This is a genomic window from Glutamicibacter sp. Je.9.36, assembly GCF_051129975.1.
In the GTDB taxonomy this organism is placed as follows: Bacteria; Actinomycetota; Actinomycetes; order Actinomycetales; family Micrococcaceae; genus Glutamicibacter.
Genome location: NZ_JBCPSN010000004.1, coordinates 258,815 through 274,820, shown reverse-complemented (window position 1 = coordinate 274,820; position 16,006 = coordinate 258,815). Strand labels below are relative to the sequence as shown.

Sequence of the window (16,006 nt, the reverse complement as noted above, 5' to 3'; positions counted from 1 at the left end):
CGCAAACTTTCTTTGGTGAGGGGTAGCTTTGTCAACGGGTACTAGCTGGTCCGGTTTCAGGTCCAGCGCTTGATAGCCCAGCGTTCTGCTATCGACAGCAGGGCATCGGTGATCTTTCCAAAGACGGCCAGCAGCACGATGGTCATGATTAGGCGGTCCAATCGGCCGTTGTTCTGCGAGTCGGTGAGCAAGAAGCCTAGGCCCATTGACGCGCCGAGGAGTTCGGCTGCGACCAGGAAGAGCCAAGCTTGGGCTAGTGCCAAACGCAGGCCGGAGAAGATCGAAGGGACCACTGCGGGCAGCTGGACGGTGCGCAGCAGCGTCAATCCCTTCACCCCGAAGGCGCGGGCTGCTTCGACCAGGTGGGCATCGACATGGCGCAACGCCAAGGCGACGGTGGTAAAGACCGGGAAGAAGGCACCAATGATCACGAGTGTGACCTTGGAATCTTCACCCATTTTCATCCAGAGCACCAGCAACGGAACCCAAGCCAAGGAAGGGACTGCACGCAGGGCGCTGATGCTCAGTCCCAGAAATGCATCTGCCAATTTGGACAGTCCGACAAGTGCACCCAGCGCCAAGCCCAGCAATGATCCGAAGGCGAAACCGAGAAGAACACGCTGGGTGGAGATGCCGATGTGCTTTCCGAGTTCGCCATCCTGGAAGAGCTCAATGGCAGCAGAGACCACTGAACCCGGAGTTGGCAGTGTCCACGGAGCGACGATTCCGGTGACGGTGACAAATTGCCACACAGCCAGGGTGGTCAGCGGCAAGACCAGCGCAAGCAGCCATTTCGGGGCACGCAGGATCGTTGCGGCCATGCTGGCCTTCTGCTTGGCAGGTGTTTGGCTTCCGCGGGTTCCAGCCACGTTAGTGGGGCTCATGGCTGGTTACTCTCCGGAGATCTTTGTTGCGTCTGCCTTGACGGCAAACTGGTCATCGATGAGGGTTTCCAGAGCTTCATCAACGGATTCCTGCTCCGAGACATCGCGGCTGGCGACCAGCGTGGGAGCAATCTTGCTCAGGACTCCAGTGAATTTGGCGTCGGGAACTGCCGGAACGTCCAGATTGGAGCGTTCCTCAATCACGGTGGCAGCAACTCCTGGTTCGAGCCCTGCTACGTCGGCCAGGATTTCTGCGGTTTCCTCGGGATTGTCAGCTGCCCAGCCACGAGCCTTTTCGTAGGCATCGACAACGAGCTGGGCGAGTTCGGGGCTCTGCTCAATGAAGTCTTCGCGAGCGTTCAGCGCACCGTAGGTGTTGAAATCCAAGTTCCGGTAAACCAGTTGCGCGCCGTCTTTTTCGGCAGCGGCCATGATCGGATCCAAACCGCTCCAGGCATCAACCGAGCCGTTGGCCAGGGCGGTACGTCCATCGGCATGCTGGAGATTCTGCAGCGTGATGTCAGCTTCACTCAAGCCCGCGGATTCCAGCGCCTGCAGCAGGAAGAAGTATGGGTCGGTGCCCTTCGTAGCGGCCACGGTCTTGCCCGCCAGATCTTCAACGGACTCGATTTTCGAGTCCTTATCCACTACCAGGGCCGCCCATTCCGGCTGCGAATACAGTGCGATGGTCTTGATGGGTGCACCGTTCGAACGGTTCAGGAGCGCAGCGGAACCGGCTGTGGAACCAACATCGATTGCGTCGGCGCGAAGAGCTTCATTGGCCTTGTTGGAACCAGCGGACTGGATCCATTCGACATTTACGCCCTGCTCCTTGGCGGCTGCTTCCAACCATCCCTTTTCCTTGAGTACCAGGCTCAGCGGGTTGTAAGTGGCAAAGTCGATGGACAGGGTCTGACCATCCGAGGAGGCTGTAGCGTTTTCGCCAGCACAGCCGGTCAGGGCAACTGCGCCAACGATCAAGGCGGCGGCGGACAATGCAGTGCGGCGGGTGAGACGGTTCAAAAGCATGGAGAATCCTAGAATTGTGCGTGCAAGCGGTGTGGGTGAAAGGCAAAGAGGCCGCCGAATGGTTCGGGACCCACGGCGTGGCCGGGACTAATGGTTGGTTGGGTCGACGCCGAGCAGGCGCAATAGGTGCAGGCGATCTGCAACGAACTTTTCATCGGTATGCCGGCGTGGATGCCCAGCTGAGATGGACAGATCCTCGATGACGCCCGCTGCACTATGCTCAGCGCCTCGCCCCAGAACAATCACGCGGTCAGCCAGAGTCAACGCCTCGTCCACATCATGGGTCACCATGAGAACGGTGGTGGGGAACGATGCGTGAATCGAGAGCAGCAGATCCTGCATCTTCAAGCGTGTCAGCGCATCGAGGGCGCCGAAGGGTTCATCAAGAAGCAATACACCCGGGCGCCGAGCCAGCGCGCGAGCCAGCGAAACCCGCTGCGCCATGCCTCCGGAGATCTCGCGTGGGCGCAAGCTGGCTGCATGGCTCAGACCGGTCAGCTCGATCAACTCATCGATCAGCGACTTGCCGGCGCGCTTATCGGTTTCCGGTGCCAGGCCCAGTGCAATGTTCTGGCGAACCGAGCGCCATGGCAGCAGCCGGGGCTCTTGGAAAGCAACGGCGCATAACTCGTTGATGCCGGTGACCTCGCGGGTGCCGGTGCGGATGGTGCCGGTGGTGGGGTGGTCCAAGCCCGATGCTGAACGCAGCAGCGTGGATTTTCCGCAACCGCTGGCTCCAAGAATGGCCACGACTTGACCTGCTGGAATTTGCAGGTTGATATCGGCCAGGACGGTGCGGCTTTCCTTCTTGGTGGTGAAGGTTCGCGACACGTTGCTGAACTGCACGTCCAGGGCGCTTGAAGCTGAGGCAACGGGAGTTGCCTCGGGCGCTGCAAAGGAAAGAGTCATGTTCATCTCCATCGGTCCTGGCGGTAGCACCGGCCTGCAGAGCAAAACTCCAAAGGTGGTTGCTGCGGCGTCAACGAGCCAGATCTCTCGGCCGCTCGGGATGGTTACGTTTCCATTACAACGAGTCGAACGATTTGAACGCAAATCTCGCGTAATATGAAAAAATCTTCGACAACTACGTCACATTGCCCAGAAATTTCGTTATTTATTTTATTGCAGGCCGGTTTGCTCGACATTAAGCAAAACTTTGCAACTCATCTTCGGCAGGACACGGATTAGGCTGTGAAATTTGAAGATGGGCACTGCCGGCACTGGGACGAAATGTGACTTCGCGGGTTGGAAACGCCGGTTTATTACCGTTACAAATGAATTACGACCCATCCAGAGCGGCTGAGAGATCTGGCTCCACGACGCCGCAGCAACCACCCCAATAGCGGGACGGTGCTACCGCCAGGACCGATGGAAAGAATTGAGAACCCTGATGCCTATTGGTGAATCGTACAATGCCCTCGGACTGGACTTCAACCAGCTCAGTGACCCTTCGCAGGCCACCGCAATGGACCTGGACAAGTTTGAAGAACAGCTGCCGACCAGGCAATTGCTGAAAATCACCCCCGGACCAAGTGCGGATGAGCAATACGACCGGCTGGCCGAAATCTTCCGTCCCGTTTTTGCGCAGATCGCCGCAACCGCCAAGGACCGCGACTTGAACCGCGTGCTTCCTTTCGAGCAGGTAGGCCTGCTGAACCGCGAGCGCTTCGGTGCGCTGCGCCTTTCCGTTGCCGACGGGGGCTACGGCGCACGGCTGGTGGATGTCTTCCGCCTGCTCATCGAGCTGTCCGAGGCGGACTCCCACGTTGGCCAGCTGTGGCGTGCGCATATCGCATTCGTCGAGAACGTCTTGGCGCTGGACGACGAAGAGCTGCGCAAGAAGTGGGTCGCTCGCATCGCTGCCGGGCAGATTATCGGCAACGCCTACACCGAACGCGGTGGCAACGCCCTGGGCACCTTGAACACCAAGGCCAGCACCGTGGACGGGCGCTGGGTGATCGACGGTGAAAAGTACTACTGCACCGGCACCATTTTTGCCGACTGGACCACCGTTGCGGTGGCCCACCCGGAGCTCGCCGGCCGCCAGATCGCCGTGGTCTCCACCCAGCGCAGCGGCGTCAAGATCCTCGACGACTGGGATGGGTTCGGCCAGGGGCTCACCGGAACCGGCACCACCGAATTCCACCAGGTCCCGGTGGATTGCTTCATGCCGCAGCAGACCAATGACTCCGAAGCGGCGATCTTCCAGCTGGTGCTCATGGCCGTGCAGGCGGGCATCGCCCGCGCCGCATTGAACGACCTGCGTCACGCGGTGCAGGCGCGCACCCGCATCTTCACCACTGGAACCGGGGTGCCGGTATACCAGGAACCCCAGGTCCTCCAGCTGGTGGGCGAAGTTTCCGCGGAGTCCTTCGCTGCCGACTCCGTGGTGATCGGCGCAGTCCTTGAAGTTGAAGCCGCCTTGGGCGATCCGGGACTGAACGACGAGGAACGCTACGCCGTATGCGAGCTGGCCGCCAACCGCGCGCAAACCGTGGTGCAGCCACTGGCCATCGGCGTGACCAGCAAGCTCTTCGACGCACTGGGAGCCTCTTCCACCAGAAGCGGCTGCAACCTGGACCGGCATTGGCGCAATGCGCGCACCATCGCCACCCATAACCCGGCGATCTACAAGGCGCGCATCGTCGGGGACTACGAGATCAACGGGGTCCAGCCGCAGCGGCTGTCCGTGACCGGCGAAGATTCGACCCAGCGGGCCTGAGGGCCTGCGACGCACACCAGCAACTTTCCACGATTACCAACCTATGGGGGCAAAGCCATGAGCGAGAACAAGCGCGAGATCCTATTCAACGCATTCGACATGAACTGCGTGGTGCACCAGTCGCCGGGCCTGTGGCGCCATCCTCAGGACAAGGCCTCGACCTACAACACCCTGGGCTACTGGACCCACCTGGCCAAGGTGCTGGAAAAGGGGAAGTTCGACGGCCTGTTCCTTGCCGACGTGCTGGGCACCTACGACGTGTACAAGGGCACCAACGTGACCCCGCTGGGCTCCGGCGCGCAGGCACCGGTCAACGACCCGATGATGCTGGTTTCCGCCATGGCCGCTGTGACCGAAAACCTCGGCTTCGGCGTCACCGCAGGTACCGCCTATGAGCACCCGTACGCTTTCGCCCGCCGCTTGGCCACCTTGGACCACCTGACCAACGGCCGCGTGGGCTGGAATGTCGTCACCGGCTACCTTCCCTCGGCGGCCCGCAATATGGGCCAGGAAGACCAGATGGAGCACGACGAGCGCTACAACCACGCCGATGAGTACCTCGAGGTGGTCTACAAGCTGCTCGAAGGCTCCTGGGAAGACGACGCGGTGCAGAACAACAAGGCCACCGGTGTCTACACCGACCCGGCCAAGGTGCACCCGATCGAGCACGAAGGCAAGTACTTCAAGGTTCCGGGCATCGCCATCACCGAGCCGTCCACCCAGCGCACCCCGGTGATCTACCAGGCCGGCGCCTCCAAGCGCGGCACCGAGTTCGCCGCAACGAACGCCGAAGCGATCTTCGTCAATTGCCCCACCCGCGACCTGCTGAAGGAAGCGGTCAGCAAGATCCGTGACGCTGCCGAGGCCGCCGGGCGTGGCCGCTACGACATCAAAGTCTTCGCCATGCAGACCATCATTACCGCCGAAACCACCGAACTGGCCCAGGCGAAGTTCCAGGACTACAGCTCCTACGTGGATATCGAGGGGTCACTGGCACTGCTGTCGGGCTGGACCGGCATCGACATGTCCGTCTACGGCCCCGACGATGTCATCGGCGACGACGTGAAGTCCAACGCCATCCAGTCCTCGGTGGAAACCTTCAAGAAGGCCAGCGGCGATACCGGCAAGCCGTGGACCATCCGCCAGCTGGCCGAATGGATCGGCGTGGGCGGATTCGGCCCGGTCTCCGTCGGTTCCGGCGCCGAGGTAGCCGAGAAGCTCATCGACTGGGTGGACTACACCGACGTGGACGGCTTCAACCTCGCCTATGCTGTCACGCCGGGCACCTTCGAGGACATCGTCGAGTACGTGGTTCCCGAGCTGCAGGCGCGCGGGGTCTACAAGACCGAATACACCGAGGGCTCGCTGCGCCACAAGATGTTCGGTGCCGGCGACCGCGTGAAGGACACCCACCGCGCAGCCCGGTACAAGATCTCCAACCGGATGGCCGCGCAGGCCTAGGCGCATCGCCTGCTAGCGCAGCAGACGGCGGCCCCCGGCACCTTCGAATGAAGTTGCCGGGGGCCGCTGTCTGCCTGCGGGCCTATTCGGTTGGCTGCAGCACCATGGCTGAACCGCCGCCGCGCCTCGTGGGCTCGGCCGCGGCGGTGAGTGTGCCATCGGCAGCGATTTCCACCGCTTCAACCGCCCCGATTTCCGCCTGCGGAGTGAAGGAATCCCCAGCGGGCGCGAGCTTGTGCCCGAAGGCTTCGAGCGCCGAACCATGGGCTTGGATGAACTCCGGTTCCGCCGTGACCACTGCCGTATTGCGCTGGGAAGCACGTGGAGCGGCGATGGCTTCGCTGATGTCCATGCCCAGATCAATGCGGTTCACCAGGGTCTGCAGCACCGTGGTGATGATGGTTGAACCACCGGGGGAGCCAATGGCCAGCACCGGCTCGCCGTCCTGCAGGACAATGGTCGGAGCCATCGAGGAACGCGGGCGCTTGCCAGGTTCAATGCGGTTCGGATCCTGCGGGTCGTACACCGTGGAGAAATCGGTCAGTTCGTTGTTCAGCAGGAAACCGCGATCGGGGACCACCATGCCCGAGCCGCCGGTCTGCTCGATGGTCAACGTGTAGGAAACGGCATTGCCCCAACGGTCCACGACCGACAGATGGGTGGTGGAGATGTTCTCCGTATCCTGCTCCACTACCGGTTCGCTGGTGGCCGCAGGGCATTGGCCATCATAGTTTTCAAGGTCGCCCGGAGCGACCGGCTTCGTTGCGGCCTGATCCGGATCAATGGCGCAGGCACGATCCGCGCCGAATAACTTGTCCGTCAAGGTCCGGGTCGGGACGCTGGTGAACGCGGGGTCGCCGACGTACTTGCCGCGATCAGCGTAGGCGAGCGCAGTTGCCTCGAAATAATGATGCAAGGCATCGGGTTCTTCCATGGCTGGCAAATCGAATTCGCCCAGAATGTTCAGCGATTCGCCGATGGTCGTTCCGCCACTGGAAGAAGGAGCCATGCCGAAGACGTCGTAGCCCCGGTAGTCCACCTTTGTCGGAGCCTGCTCCACCACTTCGTAGCCGGCCAGGTCGGCGGTGCCCAGCTGCCCTGCGGGAACCGGGAGGGTGGTCTCTTCGCTCTTTGGCGGCGCCTGTACCGTTTGGGCGATGTCGGCAGCCAGTTCGCCCTCATAGAATCCATCAATGCCTTGCTTGGCCAGCATCCGGTAGGTGTGTGCGAGATCCGGATTCTTGAAAATGCTCCCGACTTCCGGAGCATCTCCGCCGGGCAGGAACAATTCGCTCGTGGAGGTGAACGCGGCAAACCGTTCCTTGTTGTCCAGGGTCTGCTCGCGGAACGTCTCGTCGATGACGAAGCCGCGTGAAGCGATCTGGGTCGCCGGCCGCAGAACCTGTTTCAGGTTCTGCGAACCCCAATTATCCAGTGCGCGCTGCCAGGTGGCCACTGTCCCGGGCACGCCTACGGCCACACCACTGGTGACCAGTTCCGGGGTGAAGTTATACGGCTCGCCGGTTCCAGGATCGATGAAGGCATCATGCCCAATGCCTGCCGGGGCGGTTTCGCGGCCGTCGATGGTGCTGACCTTGCCCGATTTCGCATCGTAGTGCATGAAGTATCCGCCGCCGCCAATGCCTGCGCTATAGGGTTCGGTGACGCCCAGTGCCGCTGCGGTTGCCACAGCCGCATCGACGGCGTTGCCTCCCTTGCGCAGGATTTCGATGCCGGCAGCGGTGGCCTCCGGATCGACCGACGAGACTGCGCCTCCAGTGCCGACGGCGGTCGGGTCCTTCTGGGTGTGCCGTGGTTCGGCGCTCGCCGGAAGCGCTGAGAAAGCTCCCAGGCCCAAGGCGATGGCTGCCGCGCAGGCAACTGATCTTGAACGTACTCGTGGCATGCTTTGATCTCCTCTGCAGGTGGGGATGAAGTATGCGCAAATTTACGGGAGCGGGAACTCGCCACGCGGTTGTGACACGCGGCACCATGGGTTTGCGCGGCAATTTCGGCATTGCCGCGCGAATATTCCGGGTTGTGACTCGTTAAAGCGGCGGGCAGGCACCGCGGCCTCGATCGCCGCCAGTGCCTGCCCGCTGGAACCCTAGTGCACCTGGGCTACTTGTCCAGGTTGTCCTTGATGACTTTGCCCAAGGAAGCCGGGGCGCGGCCGATCAGCTGTGCTAGCTCCCCGGAGTTCACTTCCAGTGCTCCTTCTCTAATGCGCATGTCGGTATCGACGAGGATGTGCGCGAACGGTCCGGGGACGCCGGCATCAGCGTAGATCTTTTCCAGTTGTCCGGGATCCATTTCCTGGTAGGCGATGTCCTGGCCGGCGGCAGCGCCAACCGCGCCAGCGAGCTGGGCGAGGGTGAATGGCTTGTCGCTGCCCAGCTCGTAGATCCTGCCGTTCTGGTCTTCCTTGGAAAGCAGCACGGCCGCAGCGGCATCCGCGTAGTCTGCACGGGCGGCAGCGCTGATCTTGCCGTCGCCGGCGGCACCGAGCACCGTGCCGCTGTTGAGGTAGCCCATCAGCTGGTCGGTGTAGTTCTCGATGTACCATCCATTGCGCAACAGCACGTAGTCGATGCCGGATCCGGCCAGCAGCCGTTCGGTGGCGATGTGCTCCTCGGCGAGCTTCATGCCGCCGGACAGGGCGTTGGCAATTGAGGTGTAGGCGATCAGCGAGACATCCACGTGCTTGGCCGCGTTGATGACGTTCTCATGCTGGGCAACGCGCTGGCCCACCTCGCTGGCCGAAATCAGCAGCAGCTTGTCTATGCCTTCGAGTGCGGACACGAGAGTTGGCTGGGCGTTGTAATCGGCAACGCGGGTTTCCAGGCCTTTGCCTGCCAGCGGTTCCAGCTTCTGCTCGGAGCGGCCAATTGCGACCAGATCAGCGGCATTCGCCCCGCGCGCCAGCAGCGCGTCGATGACTAGATTTCCAAGCTGTCCGGTGGCACCGGTAATTGCGATCTTCATGGGGTCCTCTCGTTGGTCTGCATTCCACTACAACCACCGTAGGCATCGCTGAATTCCCCACCCAAGATTGCTGGCACAAGCCAGCGAGAGATGGGCAGAAACTGCAAGGCTTTCGTCACAAAGAGGGGAAGTAGCGAAATGTGTCAGATTGCTACGTGGATTATTGCGTGATTTCAGCGTGGGTCCGTCCGGACTATGACTTGATGACGCCGATTGAAGTAACGTTTGCCGGCCTGCGGGCATGGACTCCAGACTTGAATTGTTCGGCTCGTACAACCGAACGCACACCATCCAGAGCGACTGAGAGATCTGGCTCAACGACGTCGCAGCAACCACCCGAGAGGGAGCGGTGCTACAGCCAGAACCGATGGAGTACTTTCACTTCGCGACGGAAAATCTGTGGAATGCAGATGATTTTCGCGAAGTGCGCTCCGCATAACCAAGCACCAAGGGAGCGATGATGATTCGTCTTGAAAACGTAACGACCGCCTTCGGCAAGGGCCAAGATCAATTCACGGCCGTCAAGGATGTCTCGCTGGAAATCCAGGCCGGAACCATCCATGGAATTATCGGATTTTCCGGTGCCGGAAAGTCAACGCTATTGCGCAATATCAATTTGCTGCAGCGTCCCACGTCGGGCCAGGTCATCGTGGATGGCGTCGAACTGACCGGGCTCAGTGAAGGAGACCTGCGAAAGCAGCGTCATGAGATCGGGATGATCTTCCAGCACTTCAACCTGCTGAACAATCGCACCGCGCAACAGAACGTCGAGCTGAATCTGAAGTTCGCTGGTGTTCCGAAAAAGCAACGCCGTGAACGTGCGCTGGAAGCGCTGTCCATTGTGGACCTCGCTGACAAGGCTGCCGCCTATCCAGGACAGCTTTCGGGCGGCCAGAAACAGCGCATCGCCATTGCCCGCGCGCTGGTCACCGAGCCCAAGGTCCTGCTGTGCGATGAGCCAACCAGTGCCGTGGATCCCAGAACGACAACGTCGGTGCTGCAATACCTCAGTGACATCAACGCCAGCCTTGGCATCACCACAGTCATCGTCACCCACGAGATGAACGTTATTAAGGCCATTGCCGACAAGGTTTCGGTCATGGAAGACGGAGCGGTAGTTGAAGAGTTCGCCCTGAGCTCGTTGCGAGAACCAGGCTTTGAACCAGTGACGCCAATCGGCCGCTACCTGATCAGTGACGAAATCACGCTTAACCGCCAGCCAAAGCAGGACCAAGCCGTCGCTGCCACCGTAGCCCGCGTATAGAGAACCTGGATTACCAATGAATTTCACGTCAGTAGTGCTAGCCACGAGCAACGGCAACGCAGCAGCTTTCAGTCTTGACCGCATCATCGAACTTGCCCCGGAAATCTGGGTCGCCATGGCGCAGACCTTTGCGATGCTGCTGGTTTCCATCCCGATCGCGATTCTCCTGGGAACCCCGCTGGGCATTTGGCTTTACTCGATGTCTCCCAACGGTTTGCGCCCACGTCCGCGACTGCACCGAATCGTTGACGGGCTGGTCAATACAATCCGTTCCTTCCCATTCCTCATCCTGCTGATCGCCATCATCCCGTTCACCCGATTCGTTGTGGGAACTACCATTGGCACCGCGGCGGTTATCGTTCCGCTGACCATCAACGCGATCCCCTATTTCGCCCGGTTCGTGGAGCAGAACATCAGCCAGCTTGGCAATGGCGTTGTCGAAGCAGCGCAGGCCATGGGCGCCACCCGGGGACAGATCATCCGTGAAGTGCTGCTGATCGAAGCCAAGCCTGCACTGCTGTCTTCCATCACCATCATGACCGTCAGCTTCATCTCGTATTCGGCCATGGCCGGACTGGTCGGCGGAGGCGGTATCGGCGACTTCGCAATCCGCTACGGCTACTACCGCTATGAAACCGGAGTCATGCTGCTAGCCATCGTGTTGATGATCCTGCTGGTGCATGCAGTTCAGTTCGTCGGAACTCGGCTATCGCGCGCCGCTGACAAGCGCTAAACACAAAACCCGCTCAACTCGCATTTCAGCAAAGGACAACACCATGGCATTCTCTCGCCGCACCTTCTTAACTTTCACCGCCGGCTCCGCCGCACTTCTCGCGCTGGCTTCTTGCGGCCTGGCAGGTGGACAGGCGGCCGGCACCGGTGACAAGACCATCAAGGTTATTGTCACCGAATCGGCCCCATCGCAGGAACCAACCAAAATCGCCCAGAAGCTGCTGGCCGAAAAGGGCTGGACTCTGGAAGCTACCTATGTCACCGACATCGTGCAGCCGAACCACGTGGTGTCCAATGGCGAATACGATGCCAACTTCTTCCAGCACGGCGCTTACCTGGAACAGTTCAAGAAGGATCAGAACGTCGACGTGGAGCCGGCCTTCTACATGTACAGCTCACCTGCCGGCGTGTACTCGAAGAAATACGACGACATCAAGGACTTGCCCAACGGTGCGACCATCGCACTGCCCGTGGATACCGCCAACAACGGACGCGCCCTGGCCCTGTTGGATAAGGCCGGTGTCCTGAAGGTAGCTGAGGGCAAGAGCGTGATCCACTTGTCGCAGAACGACATCCTGGAGAACCCCAAGGGCTTCAAGTTCGTTGAGGTAGATCAGCAGTCGCTCTCCAAGACCCTGCCTGACGTGGATGCCGGGTTCCTTTTCGCCCGGCTCGGCGCCGAGATCGGACTGAACCCGAAGGACGCACTGCTCTTTGAAGAGGAAGAAGAAGCGCTCCCGTACATCAACATCATCGGCGCAAAGCCAGGGTTTACGGACACCGAAAAGGGCAAGGCGCTGGAAGAGGCCTACCACTCCGAGGAGGTGCGCGAATGGTACGCGAGCTACCTCGACGGTGCGTTGGGCACTCCTTGGGACCGCGATCTCGAAGCGGACTTCGCCACCTGGAATAAGTAGGCCCTTGGCCCCACGACGCTGAACTTCGGCGTTGTGGGGCACCACATTTTCCGACTCCTTTACTCAAAGTATCGACGTCCTGCAGGGAGAACCAATGACGATGATCGCCGCACCCGCAATCGAAAGCCGCTACCAGGAACTACTGGAGCGATTCCAAGCGGTCTTTGCCAGAATTGCTGAAGGAAGCTGTGAACGCGAGCAGCAGCGCATCCTGCCTTTCGAGCAGGTGCAGTGGCTCAAGGATGCCGGTTTCACCACGCTGCGCGTGCCAGAAAGCCATGGCGGTTCGCCTATCAGCCACGAGCATCTGTTCCGCTTGCTGATCGAGCTGGCCGCGGCGGACTCGAATGTGGCGCACCTGCTGCGCAGCCACTTCTCCTTCGTAGAAACCATCTCCCTGCAGCCGGCAGAGTTCCAGGACCGCTGGTTCCCGCGGGTGCTTGCCGGGGAAATCTTCGGCAACGCCGCGACCGAGCGTGGCGGCAATGCCCTTGGCACCACCAATACCAAGCTGGTCCAGACCGGGCAAGGCTGGGTGCTGCGCGGCGAGAAGTACTACACCACTGGCTCGATCTTCGCCGATTGGGTAGTGGTCATGGCGACCACCGACGGGATCGAGGGGCGCCAATACGCCATCGTCGATCGCCATGCCGAGGGCGTGGAGATCCTTGACGACTGGGATGGCTTCGGCCAGCCGCTGACCGGTACCGGCACCGCGATATTCACTGACGTTGCGGTGGAAGAAGCCAATATCATTCAGCGCAAGATAGCTTCCACCCTTGAACCTGCCTTCTTCCAGCTGTGCCTGCTCGCCGTACTGGCCGGTATCGGCAAGGGGGCCCGCAATGCCGCCGCAGACATCGTTGCCAACCGCACGCGAACCTTCAATACCGGCTCCGGCGCGCTGTTCAAGGATGACGCGCAGATCCAGGAACTTGTCGGCCGTTTGGCGGCCAATGTCTTCGCTGCAGAGAGCATCGTGGTCACCGCAGCCCGGGAACTGGATTCGGCGCTCGACGAGGATCTGGGCTTGGACCCGCAAGCGGCCTACCTGCGCGCAGAGCTTGCCGTCCAGCAAGCCCACGTGGCCACGCCGAAGCTGGTCCTGGACGCCACCAGCGAGCTCTTCGACGTCACCGGGGCCTCGGCGATTTCGACCTCCAAGTCGCTGGACCGCTTCTGGCGCAATGCCCGCACGGTGGCCACCCACAATCCGGTGGCCTTCAAGGCACGCTCGGTGGGGGACTACTTCATCAACGGCACCATTCCTACTGGTTTGAACTCGATCGGCGAAGCAAAGGCAGGAAAATAATCATGGGTACTTTCAACGAACGCCCGCGCTTGCTGCTTTCGGCCTTCTTGATGAACACCTCCAGCCACATCCTTGGCGGAATGTGGCGCCACCCCGAAGCGCAGCAGCATCGGTTCCATGAACTGGGCCTATGGGTTGACTTGGCCAAGAAGTTGGAAGAGGCCAAGTTCGATTCGCTGTTCTTCGCTGACGTGGTTGGCCTTTACGGCGAGCATGAGGGTGGTTGGGCATCGCACGTACGAAAGGGACTGCAGGTCCCCAGCCATGATCCGCTGGTCCTGCTTTCGGCATTGGCCGCCAGCACCAAGGACATCGGCCTGGCGATGACCAGCTCGGTCATCCAATCCCATCCATTCCAGTTTGCCCGGCAGATCTCCACCCTGGATCATCTCTCGCAGGGGCGTGTAGCCTGGAATATCGTCACCAGCGTACTGGAAAATGCGCACCGCAATTTCGGCGGGAAAGAACTGGTCGGGCACGAGGACCGCTACGGTTGGGCCGAAGAATACGTCGACGCCGCCTATAAGCTGTGGGAGGGCTCCTGGGAAGAGGACGCCTTGCTGGCCGACAAGATTTCCGGAATCTACGCAGATCCGGCCAAGGTCAACAAAATCAACCACCGCGGCGACTACTACTCCATTGACGGTCCGCACCTGGCACTGCCAAGTGCCCAGCGCACCCCGTTCCTATTCCAGGCTGGTTCGTCGGCACGCGGTTCGCAGTTCGCGGCCACTCACGCCGAGGCGACCTTCCTCTTTGCCCCGCACGCACAGTACGTGGCGAAGAAGAATGCCCAGCTGATCGAGCACCTGGCTGCTGCCGGACGCGGCCGCGATGACATCAAGGTCTTTGCCGGCTTGTCCTTCCTCGTCGGTTCCACGGAAGCTGAAGCCAAGGCATTGGAAGCCGAATACGACGAGTACCTGGACTTGGACGCCATCATCGCGCACATCGGCGGCGGTATCGGAGTGGATCTGGGCGGACTGGATCTGGATACCCCGATCGGCCAGATCCAGACCGAGGGCGCGCAGGGAGTACTTGAAGCAGCCCGGGCTTCGGTGCCCGGCGGCAATCCGACCCTGCGCGACTTGGCCTACTACCGCGCCAAGGCACAGCAGATTTCGGGGACCCCGGAACAAATTGTCGATGAGCTCGAACGCTGGCAGGATGCTGGTATCGATGGCCTGAACGTGATGAATCATGTTCTTCCCGGCTCCTACGACAACTTCATTGAAGGAGTGCTGCCCGAACTGCGCCGCCGTGGCCTGGCCCAAAGTGGATATGCCGAGGGCAGCCTGCGCCAAAAGGTCTTTGGCCGTGGCGATTACCTGCCCGCGCATCATCCGGCGGCTAAGCACCGCGGGGCGTTCTCGCAGAACAGCGCGGCAGCCACTGGGAAAGCGGTTCAGCTGCAGCAGTGAATTCCGAACGCTTGGAAGGCCAGTGGCATGGGCGGGTCCTGCCAACTGGACGTACTTCAGTACCTGGACGCCAAAAGTGCCAGCGACGCGGTATGGTGTCGTGCATGGACACGCAGCACGTAAATAATTCGGCAACAATCCGCAGGCTGTTGACCACGCCTGGACGCTGGGCGGTTGTCGGGCTGACCAACAACCCTGCTCGCGTAGCTCCGTCCATCGCGCGTTTCCTGCGTGATGAACTGTCGATGCAGGTTATTCCGGTGTCGTTAGGCGCGGAAACTGTGATGGGCGAACCGGGCTTCGCGAAGCTTGCTGACATTCCAGGCCCCATTGACGTGGTGGATTGCTTCGTGAACTCTTCCAAGGTGGGAGACATCGTTGACCAAGCCATCGCCGTGGGAGCGAAGGCGGTGTGGTTGCAGCTGGGCGTCATTGACGAAGCCGCCGCCCGACGGGCCAAGGACGCGGGACTGGATGTAGTGATGGATACCTGCCCCAAGATCGAGCACCCATTTCGCTAGCGAGGCATTGATGGCAACAACAGCTGGGCAAGAAGAATTGGAAAATGCGTGGACGCAGCTGTGCCTGCGCATGCCGTGCGCTTACGCCGATTACCCCTTTGGCCCTGACAGCACCGTATTCAAGGTGGCGGGCAGGGATCCGGGCAAAGGCAAAATATTTGGGCTGCTCATGCACCTGCAAGGCGAATTGGTGCTGAACCTGAAATGCGAACCGGCTCTGGCAGACCAGCAGCGCAGCGAGCATCCGCAGATCACCGCGGGCTATCACATGAACAAGAAGCACTGGAATACGGTTCGTGCAGGACTCGACCCGCAACTGATGGGCGAGCTCATCGAGGATTCATACGATTTAGTGGTCGACGGCATGCCCCAAAGGGATAAAGAATACATTCGTTTGCAAGGCGCAATTAACAAGGGAACCCTAGACTAGAGACATGTACTTCATCGTTGTTAAATTCCAAGTAAAGCCAGAATCCACCCCGAACTTCATGGGCCATGTCGCTGAATTCACCACGACAACCCGCGCCGAAGAGGGCAACATCTTCTTCGATTGGTCCGTGAGCGTCGAAGACCCCAACGAATTCGTCCTGGTTGAGGCCTTCCGCGATGACGAAGCCGCGGCAAACCACGTGAACTCCGCCCACTTCGCTGCCGGTCTTGAGTCCATGCGACCACACCTGGTCTCCACCCCGAAGATCGTTTCCCGCAAGGTAGACGGCGAAGGCTGGGATTCCATGGGCGAACTGGTCATCGACTAA

The 16,006-nt window shown here is 60.6% G+C and carries 15 protein-coding genes and 3 riboswitches; of the genes, 10 read left to right on the top strand and 5 right to left on the bottom strand.

Going from position 1 to position 16,006, the window contains the following annotated elements:
• Nucleotides 1-56: 56 nt before the first annotated feature.
• From AAZQ98_RS12210 to AAZQ98_RS12200, 3 genes are all read right to left on the bottom strand, one after another.
• Nucleotides 57-821 (bottom strand): ABC transporter permease, encoded by a 765-nt coding sequence (locus AAZQ98_RS12210; RefSeq protein WP_434692735.1) that lies wholly within the window; start codon nt 819-821, stop codon nt 57-59.
• 69 nt (nt 822-890) lie between these two features.
• On the bottom strand, nt 891-1,913 hold the full coding sequence (locus tag AAZQ98_RS12205; RefSeq protein ID WP_434692641.1) for an aliphatic sulfonate ABC transporter substrate-binding protein: 1,023 nt from the start codon (nt 1,911-1,913) through the stop codon (nt 891-893).
• A gap of 87 nt (nt 1,914-2,000) precedes the next feature.
• A complete protein-coding gene (locus tag AAZQ98_RS12200; protein WP_434692638.1) occupies nt 2,001-2,822 on the bottom strand; it encodes an ABC transporter ATP-binding protein in 822 nt (273 codons plus the stop codon).
• A 5-nt stretch (nt 2,823-2,827) separates the two neighbouring features.
• Nucleotides 2,828-2,929: riboswitch (SAM riboswitch) on the bottom strand.
• A 267-nt stretch (nt 2,930-3,196) separates the two neighbouring features.
• Nucleotides 3,197-3,288, top strand: a riboswitch (SAM riboswitch).
• Nucleotides 3,289-3,303: 15 nt separating this feature from the next.
• On the opposite strand from AAZQ98_RS12200, the gene AAZQ98_RS12195 reads away from it, so the two are divergent.
• Together AAZQ98_RS12195 and AAZQ98_RS12190 are read left to right on the top strand one after the other, a co-directional pair.
• Nucleotides 3,304-4,635 carry an acyl-CoA dehydrogenase family protein gene (locus AAZQ98_RS12195; protein ID WP_434692636.1) on the top strand — a complete coding sequence of 444 codons (1,332 nt, stop codon included), beginning with the start codon at nt 3,304-3,306 and terminating at the stop codon, nt 4,633-4,635.
• Nucleotides 4,636-4,692: 57 nt separating this feature from the next.
• Nucleotides 4,693-6,096: an LLM class flavin-dependent oxidoreductase gene (locus tag AAZQ98_RS12190; RefSeq protein WP_434692633.1), complete on the top strand. Its 1,404-nt coding sequence runs from the start codon at nt 4,693-4,695 to the stop codon at nt 6,094-6,096.
• Between the two features lie 82 nt (nt 6,097-6,178).
• On the opposite strand, the gene ggt is transcribed toward AAZQ98_RS12190, so the two are convergent.
• Together ggt and AAZQ98_RS12180 are read right to left on the bottom strand one after the other, a co-directional pair.
• Nucleotides 6,179-8,002 (bottom strand): gamma-glutamyltransferase, encoded by a 1,824-nt coding sequence (gene ggt, locus AAZQ98_RS12185; RefSeq protein ID WP_434692631.1) that lies wholly within the window; start codon nt 8,000-8,002, stop codon nt 6,179-6,181.
• A 215-nt stretch (nt 8,003-8,217) separates the two neighbouring features.
• Nucleotides 8,218-9,081 (bottom strand): NAD(P)H-binding protein, encoded by an 864-nt coding sequence (locus AAZQ98_RS12180; protein ID WP_434692630.1) that lies wholly within the window; start codon nt 9,079-9,081, stop codon nt 8,218-8,220.
• Nucleotides 9,082-9,365: 284 nt separating this feature from the next.
• A riboswitch (SAM riboswitch) is annotated at nt 9,366-9,455 on the top strand.
• 86 nt (nt 9,456-9,541) lie between these two features.
• Between AAZQ98_RS12180 and AAZQ98_RS12175 the strand changes: the two genes are divergently transcribed.
• From AAZQ98_RS12175 to AAZQ98_RS12140, 8 genes are all read left to right on the top strand, one after another.
• Nucleotides 9,542-10,345, top strand: a complete 804-nt coding sequence (locus tag AAZQ98_RS12175; protein ID WP_434692628.1) for a methionine ABC transporter ATP-binding protein — start codon at nt 9,542-9,544, stop codon at nt 10,343-10,345.
• 16 nt (nt 10,346-10,361) lie between these two features.
• Entirely contained in the window at nt 10,362-11,078 is a 717-nt protein-coding gene (locus AAZQ98_RS12170; RefSeq protein WP_434692626.1) for a methionine ABC transporter permease, read from the top strand.
• Nucleotides 11,079-11,121: 43 nt separating this feature from the next.
• Complete coding sequence (locus AAZQ98_RS12165; protein ID WP_434692624.1) at nt 11,122-11,994, top strand: MetQ/NlpA family ABC transporter substrate-binding protein; 873 nt, start codon at nt 11,122-11,124, stop codon at nt 11,992-11,994.
• Nucleotides 11,995-12,088: 94 nt separating this feature from the next.
• On the top strand, nt 12,089-13,306 hold the full coding sequence (locus tag AAZQ98_RS12160; RefSeq protein WP_434692623.1) for an acyl-CoA dehydrogenase family protein: 1,218 nt from the start codon (nt 12,089-12,091) through the stop codon (nt 13,304-13,306).
• 2 nt (nt 13,307-13,308) lie between these two features.
• Nucleotides 13,309-14,727 carry an NtaA/DmoA family FMN-dependent monooxygenase gene (locus tag AAZQ98_RS12155; protein WP_434692620.1) on the top strand — a complete coding sequence of 473 codons (1,419 nt, stop codon included), beginning with the start codon at nt 13,309-13,311 and terminating at the stop codon, nt 14,725-14,727.
• 104 nt (nt 14,728-14,831) lie between these two features.
• Nucleotides 14,832-15,248: a CoA-binding protein gene (locus tag AAZQ98_RS12150; RefSeq protein ID WP_434692617.1), complete on the top strand. Its 417-nt coding sequence runs from the start codon at nt 14,832-14,834 to the stop codon at nt 15,246-15,248.
• A 10-nt stretch (nt 15,249-15,258) separates the two neighbouring features.
• Complete coding sequence (locus tag AAZQ98_RS12145; protein WP_434692614.1) at nt 15,259-15,678, top strand: MmcQ/YjbR family DNA-binding protein; 420 nt, start codon at nt 15,259-15,261, stop codon at nt 15,676-15,678.
• 4 nt (nt 15,679-15,682) lie between these two features.
• Entirely contained in the window at nt 15,683-16,006 is a 324-nt protein-coding gene (locus AAZQ98_RS12140) for a putative quinol monooxygenase (protein ID WP_434692611.1), read from the top strand.

Excerpts from the sequence above, each read along its gene's own strand:
- AAZQ98_RS12210 (WP_434692735.1), bottom strand. The coding sequence starts at position 821 with ATGGCCGCAACGATCCTGCGTGCCCCGAAATGGCTGCTTGCGCTGGTC.
- AAZQ98_RS12205 (WP_434692641.1), bottom strand. The coding sequence starts at position 1,913 with ATGCTTTTGAACCGTCTCACCCGCCGCACTGCATTGTCCGCCGCCGCC.
- AAZQ98_RS12200 (WP_434692638.1), bottom strand. The coding sequence starts at position 2,822 with ATGACTCTTTCCTTTGCAGCGCCCGAGGCAACTCCCGTTGCCTCAGCT.
- AAZQ98_RS12195 (WP_434692636.1), top strand. The coding sequence starts at position 3,304 with ATGCCTATTGGTGAATCGTACAATGCCCTCGGACTGGACTTCAACCAG.
- AAZQ98_RS12190 (WP_434692633.1), top strand. The coding sequence starts at position 4,693 with ATGAGCGAGAACAAGCGCGAGATCCTATTCAACGCATTCGACATGAAC.
- ggt (WP_434692631.1), bottom strand. The coding sequence starts at position 8,002 with ATGCCACGAGTACGTTCAAGATCAGTTGCCTGCGCGGCAGCCATCGCC.
- AAZQ98_RS12180 (WP_434692630.1), bottom strand. The coding sequence starts at position 9,081 with ATGAAGATCGCAATTACCGGTGCCACCGGACAGCTTGGAAATCTAGTC.
- AAZQ98_RS12175 (WP_434692628.1), top strand. The coding sequence starts at position 9,542 with ATGATTCGTCTTGAAAACGTAACGACCGCCTTCGGCAAGGGCCAAGAT.
- AAZQ98_RS12170 (WP_434692626.1), top strand. The coding sequence starts at position 10,362 with ATGAATTTCACGTCAGTAGTGCTAGCCACGAGCAACGGCAACGCAGCA.
- AAZQ98_RS12165 (WP_434692624.1), top strand. The coding sequence starts at position 11,122 with ATGGCATTCTCTCGCCGCACCTTCTTAACTTTCACCGCCGGCTCCGCC.
- AAZQ98_RS12160 (WP_434692623.1), top strand. The coding sequence starts at position 12,089 with ATGACGATGATCGCCGCACCCGCAATCGAAAGCCGCTACCAGGAACTA.
- AAZQ98_RS12155 (WP_434692620.1), top strand. The coding sequence starts at position 13,309 with ATGGGTACTTTCAACGAACGCCCGCGCTTGCTGCTTTCGGCCTTCTTG.
- AAZQ98_RS12150 (WP_434692617.1), top strand. The coding sequence starts at position 14,832 with ATGGACACGCAGCACGTAAATAATTCGGCAACAATCCGCAGGCTGTTG.
- AAZQ98_RS12145 (WP_434692614.1), top strand. The coding sequence starts at position 15,259 with ATGGCAACAACAGCTGGGCAAGAAGAATTGGAAAATGCGTGGACGCAG.
- AAZQ98_RS12140 (WP_434692611.1), top strand. The coding sequence starts at position 15,683 with ATGTACTTCATCGTTGTTAAATTCCAAGTAAAGCCAGAATCCACCCCG.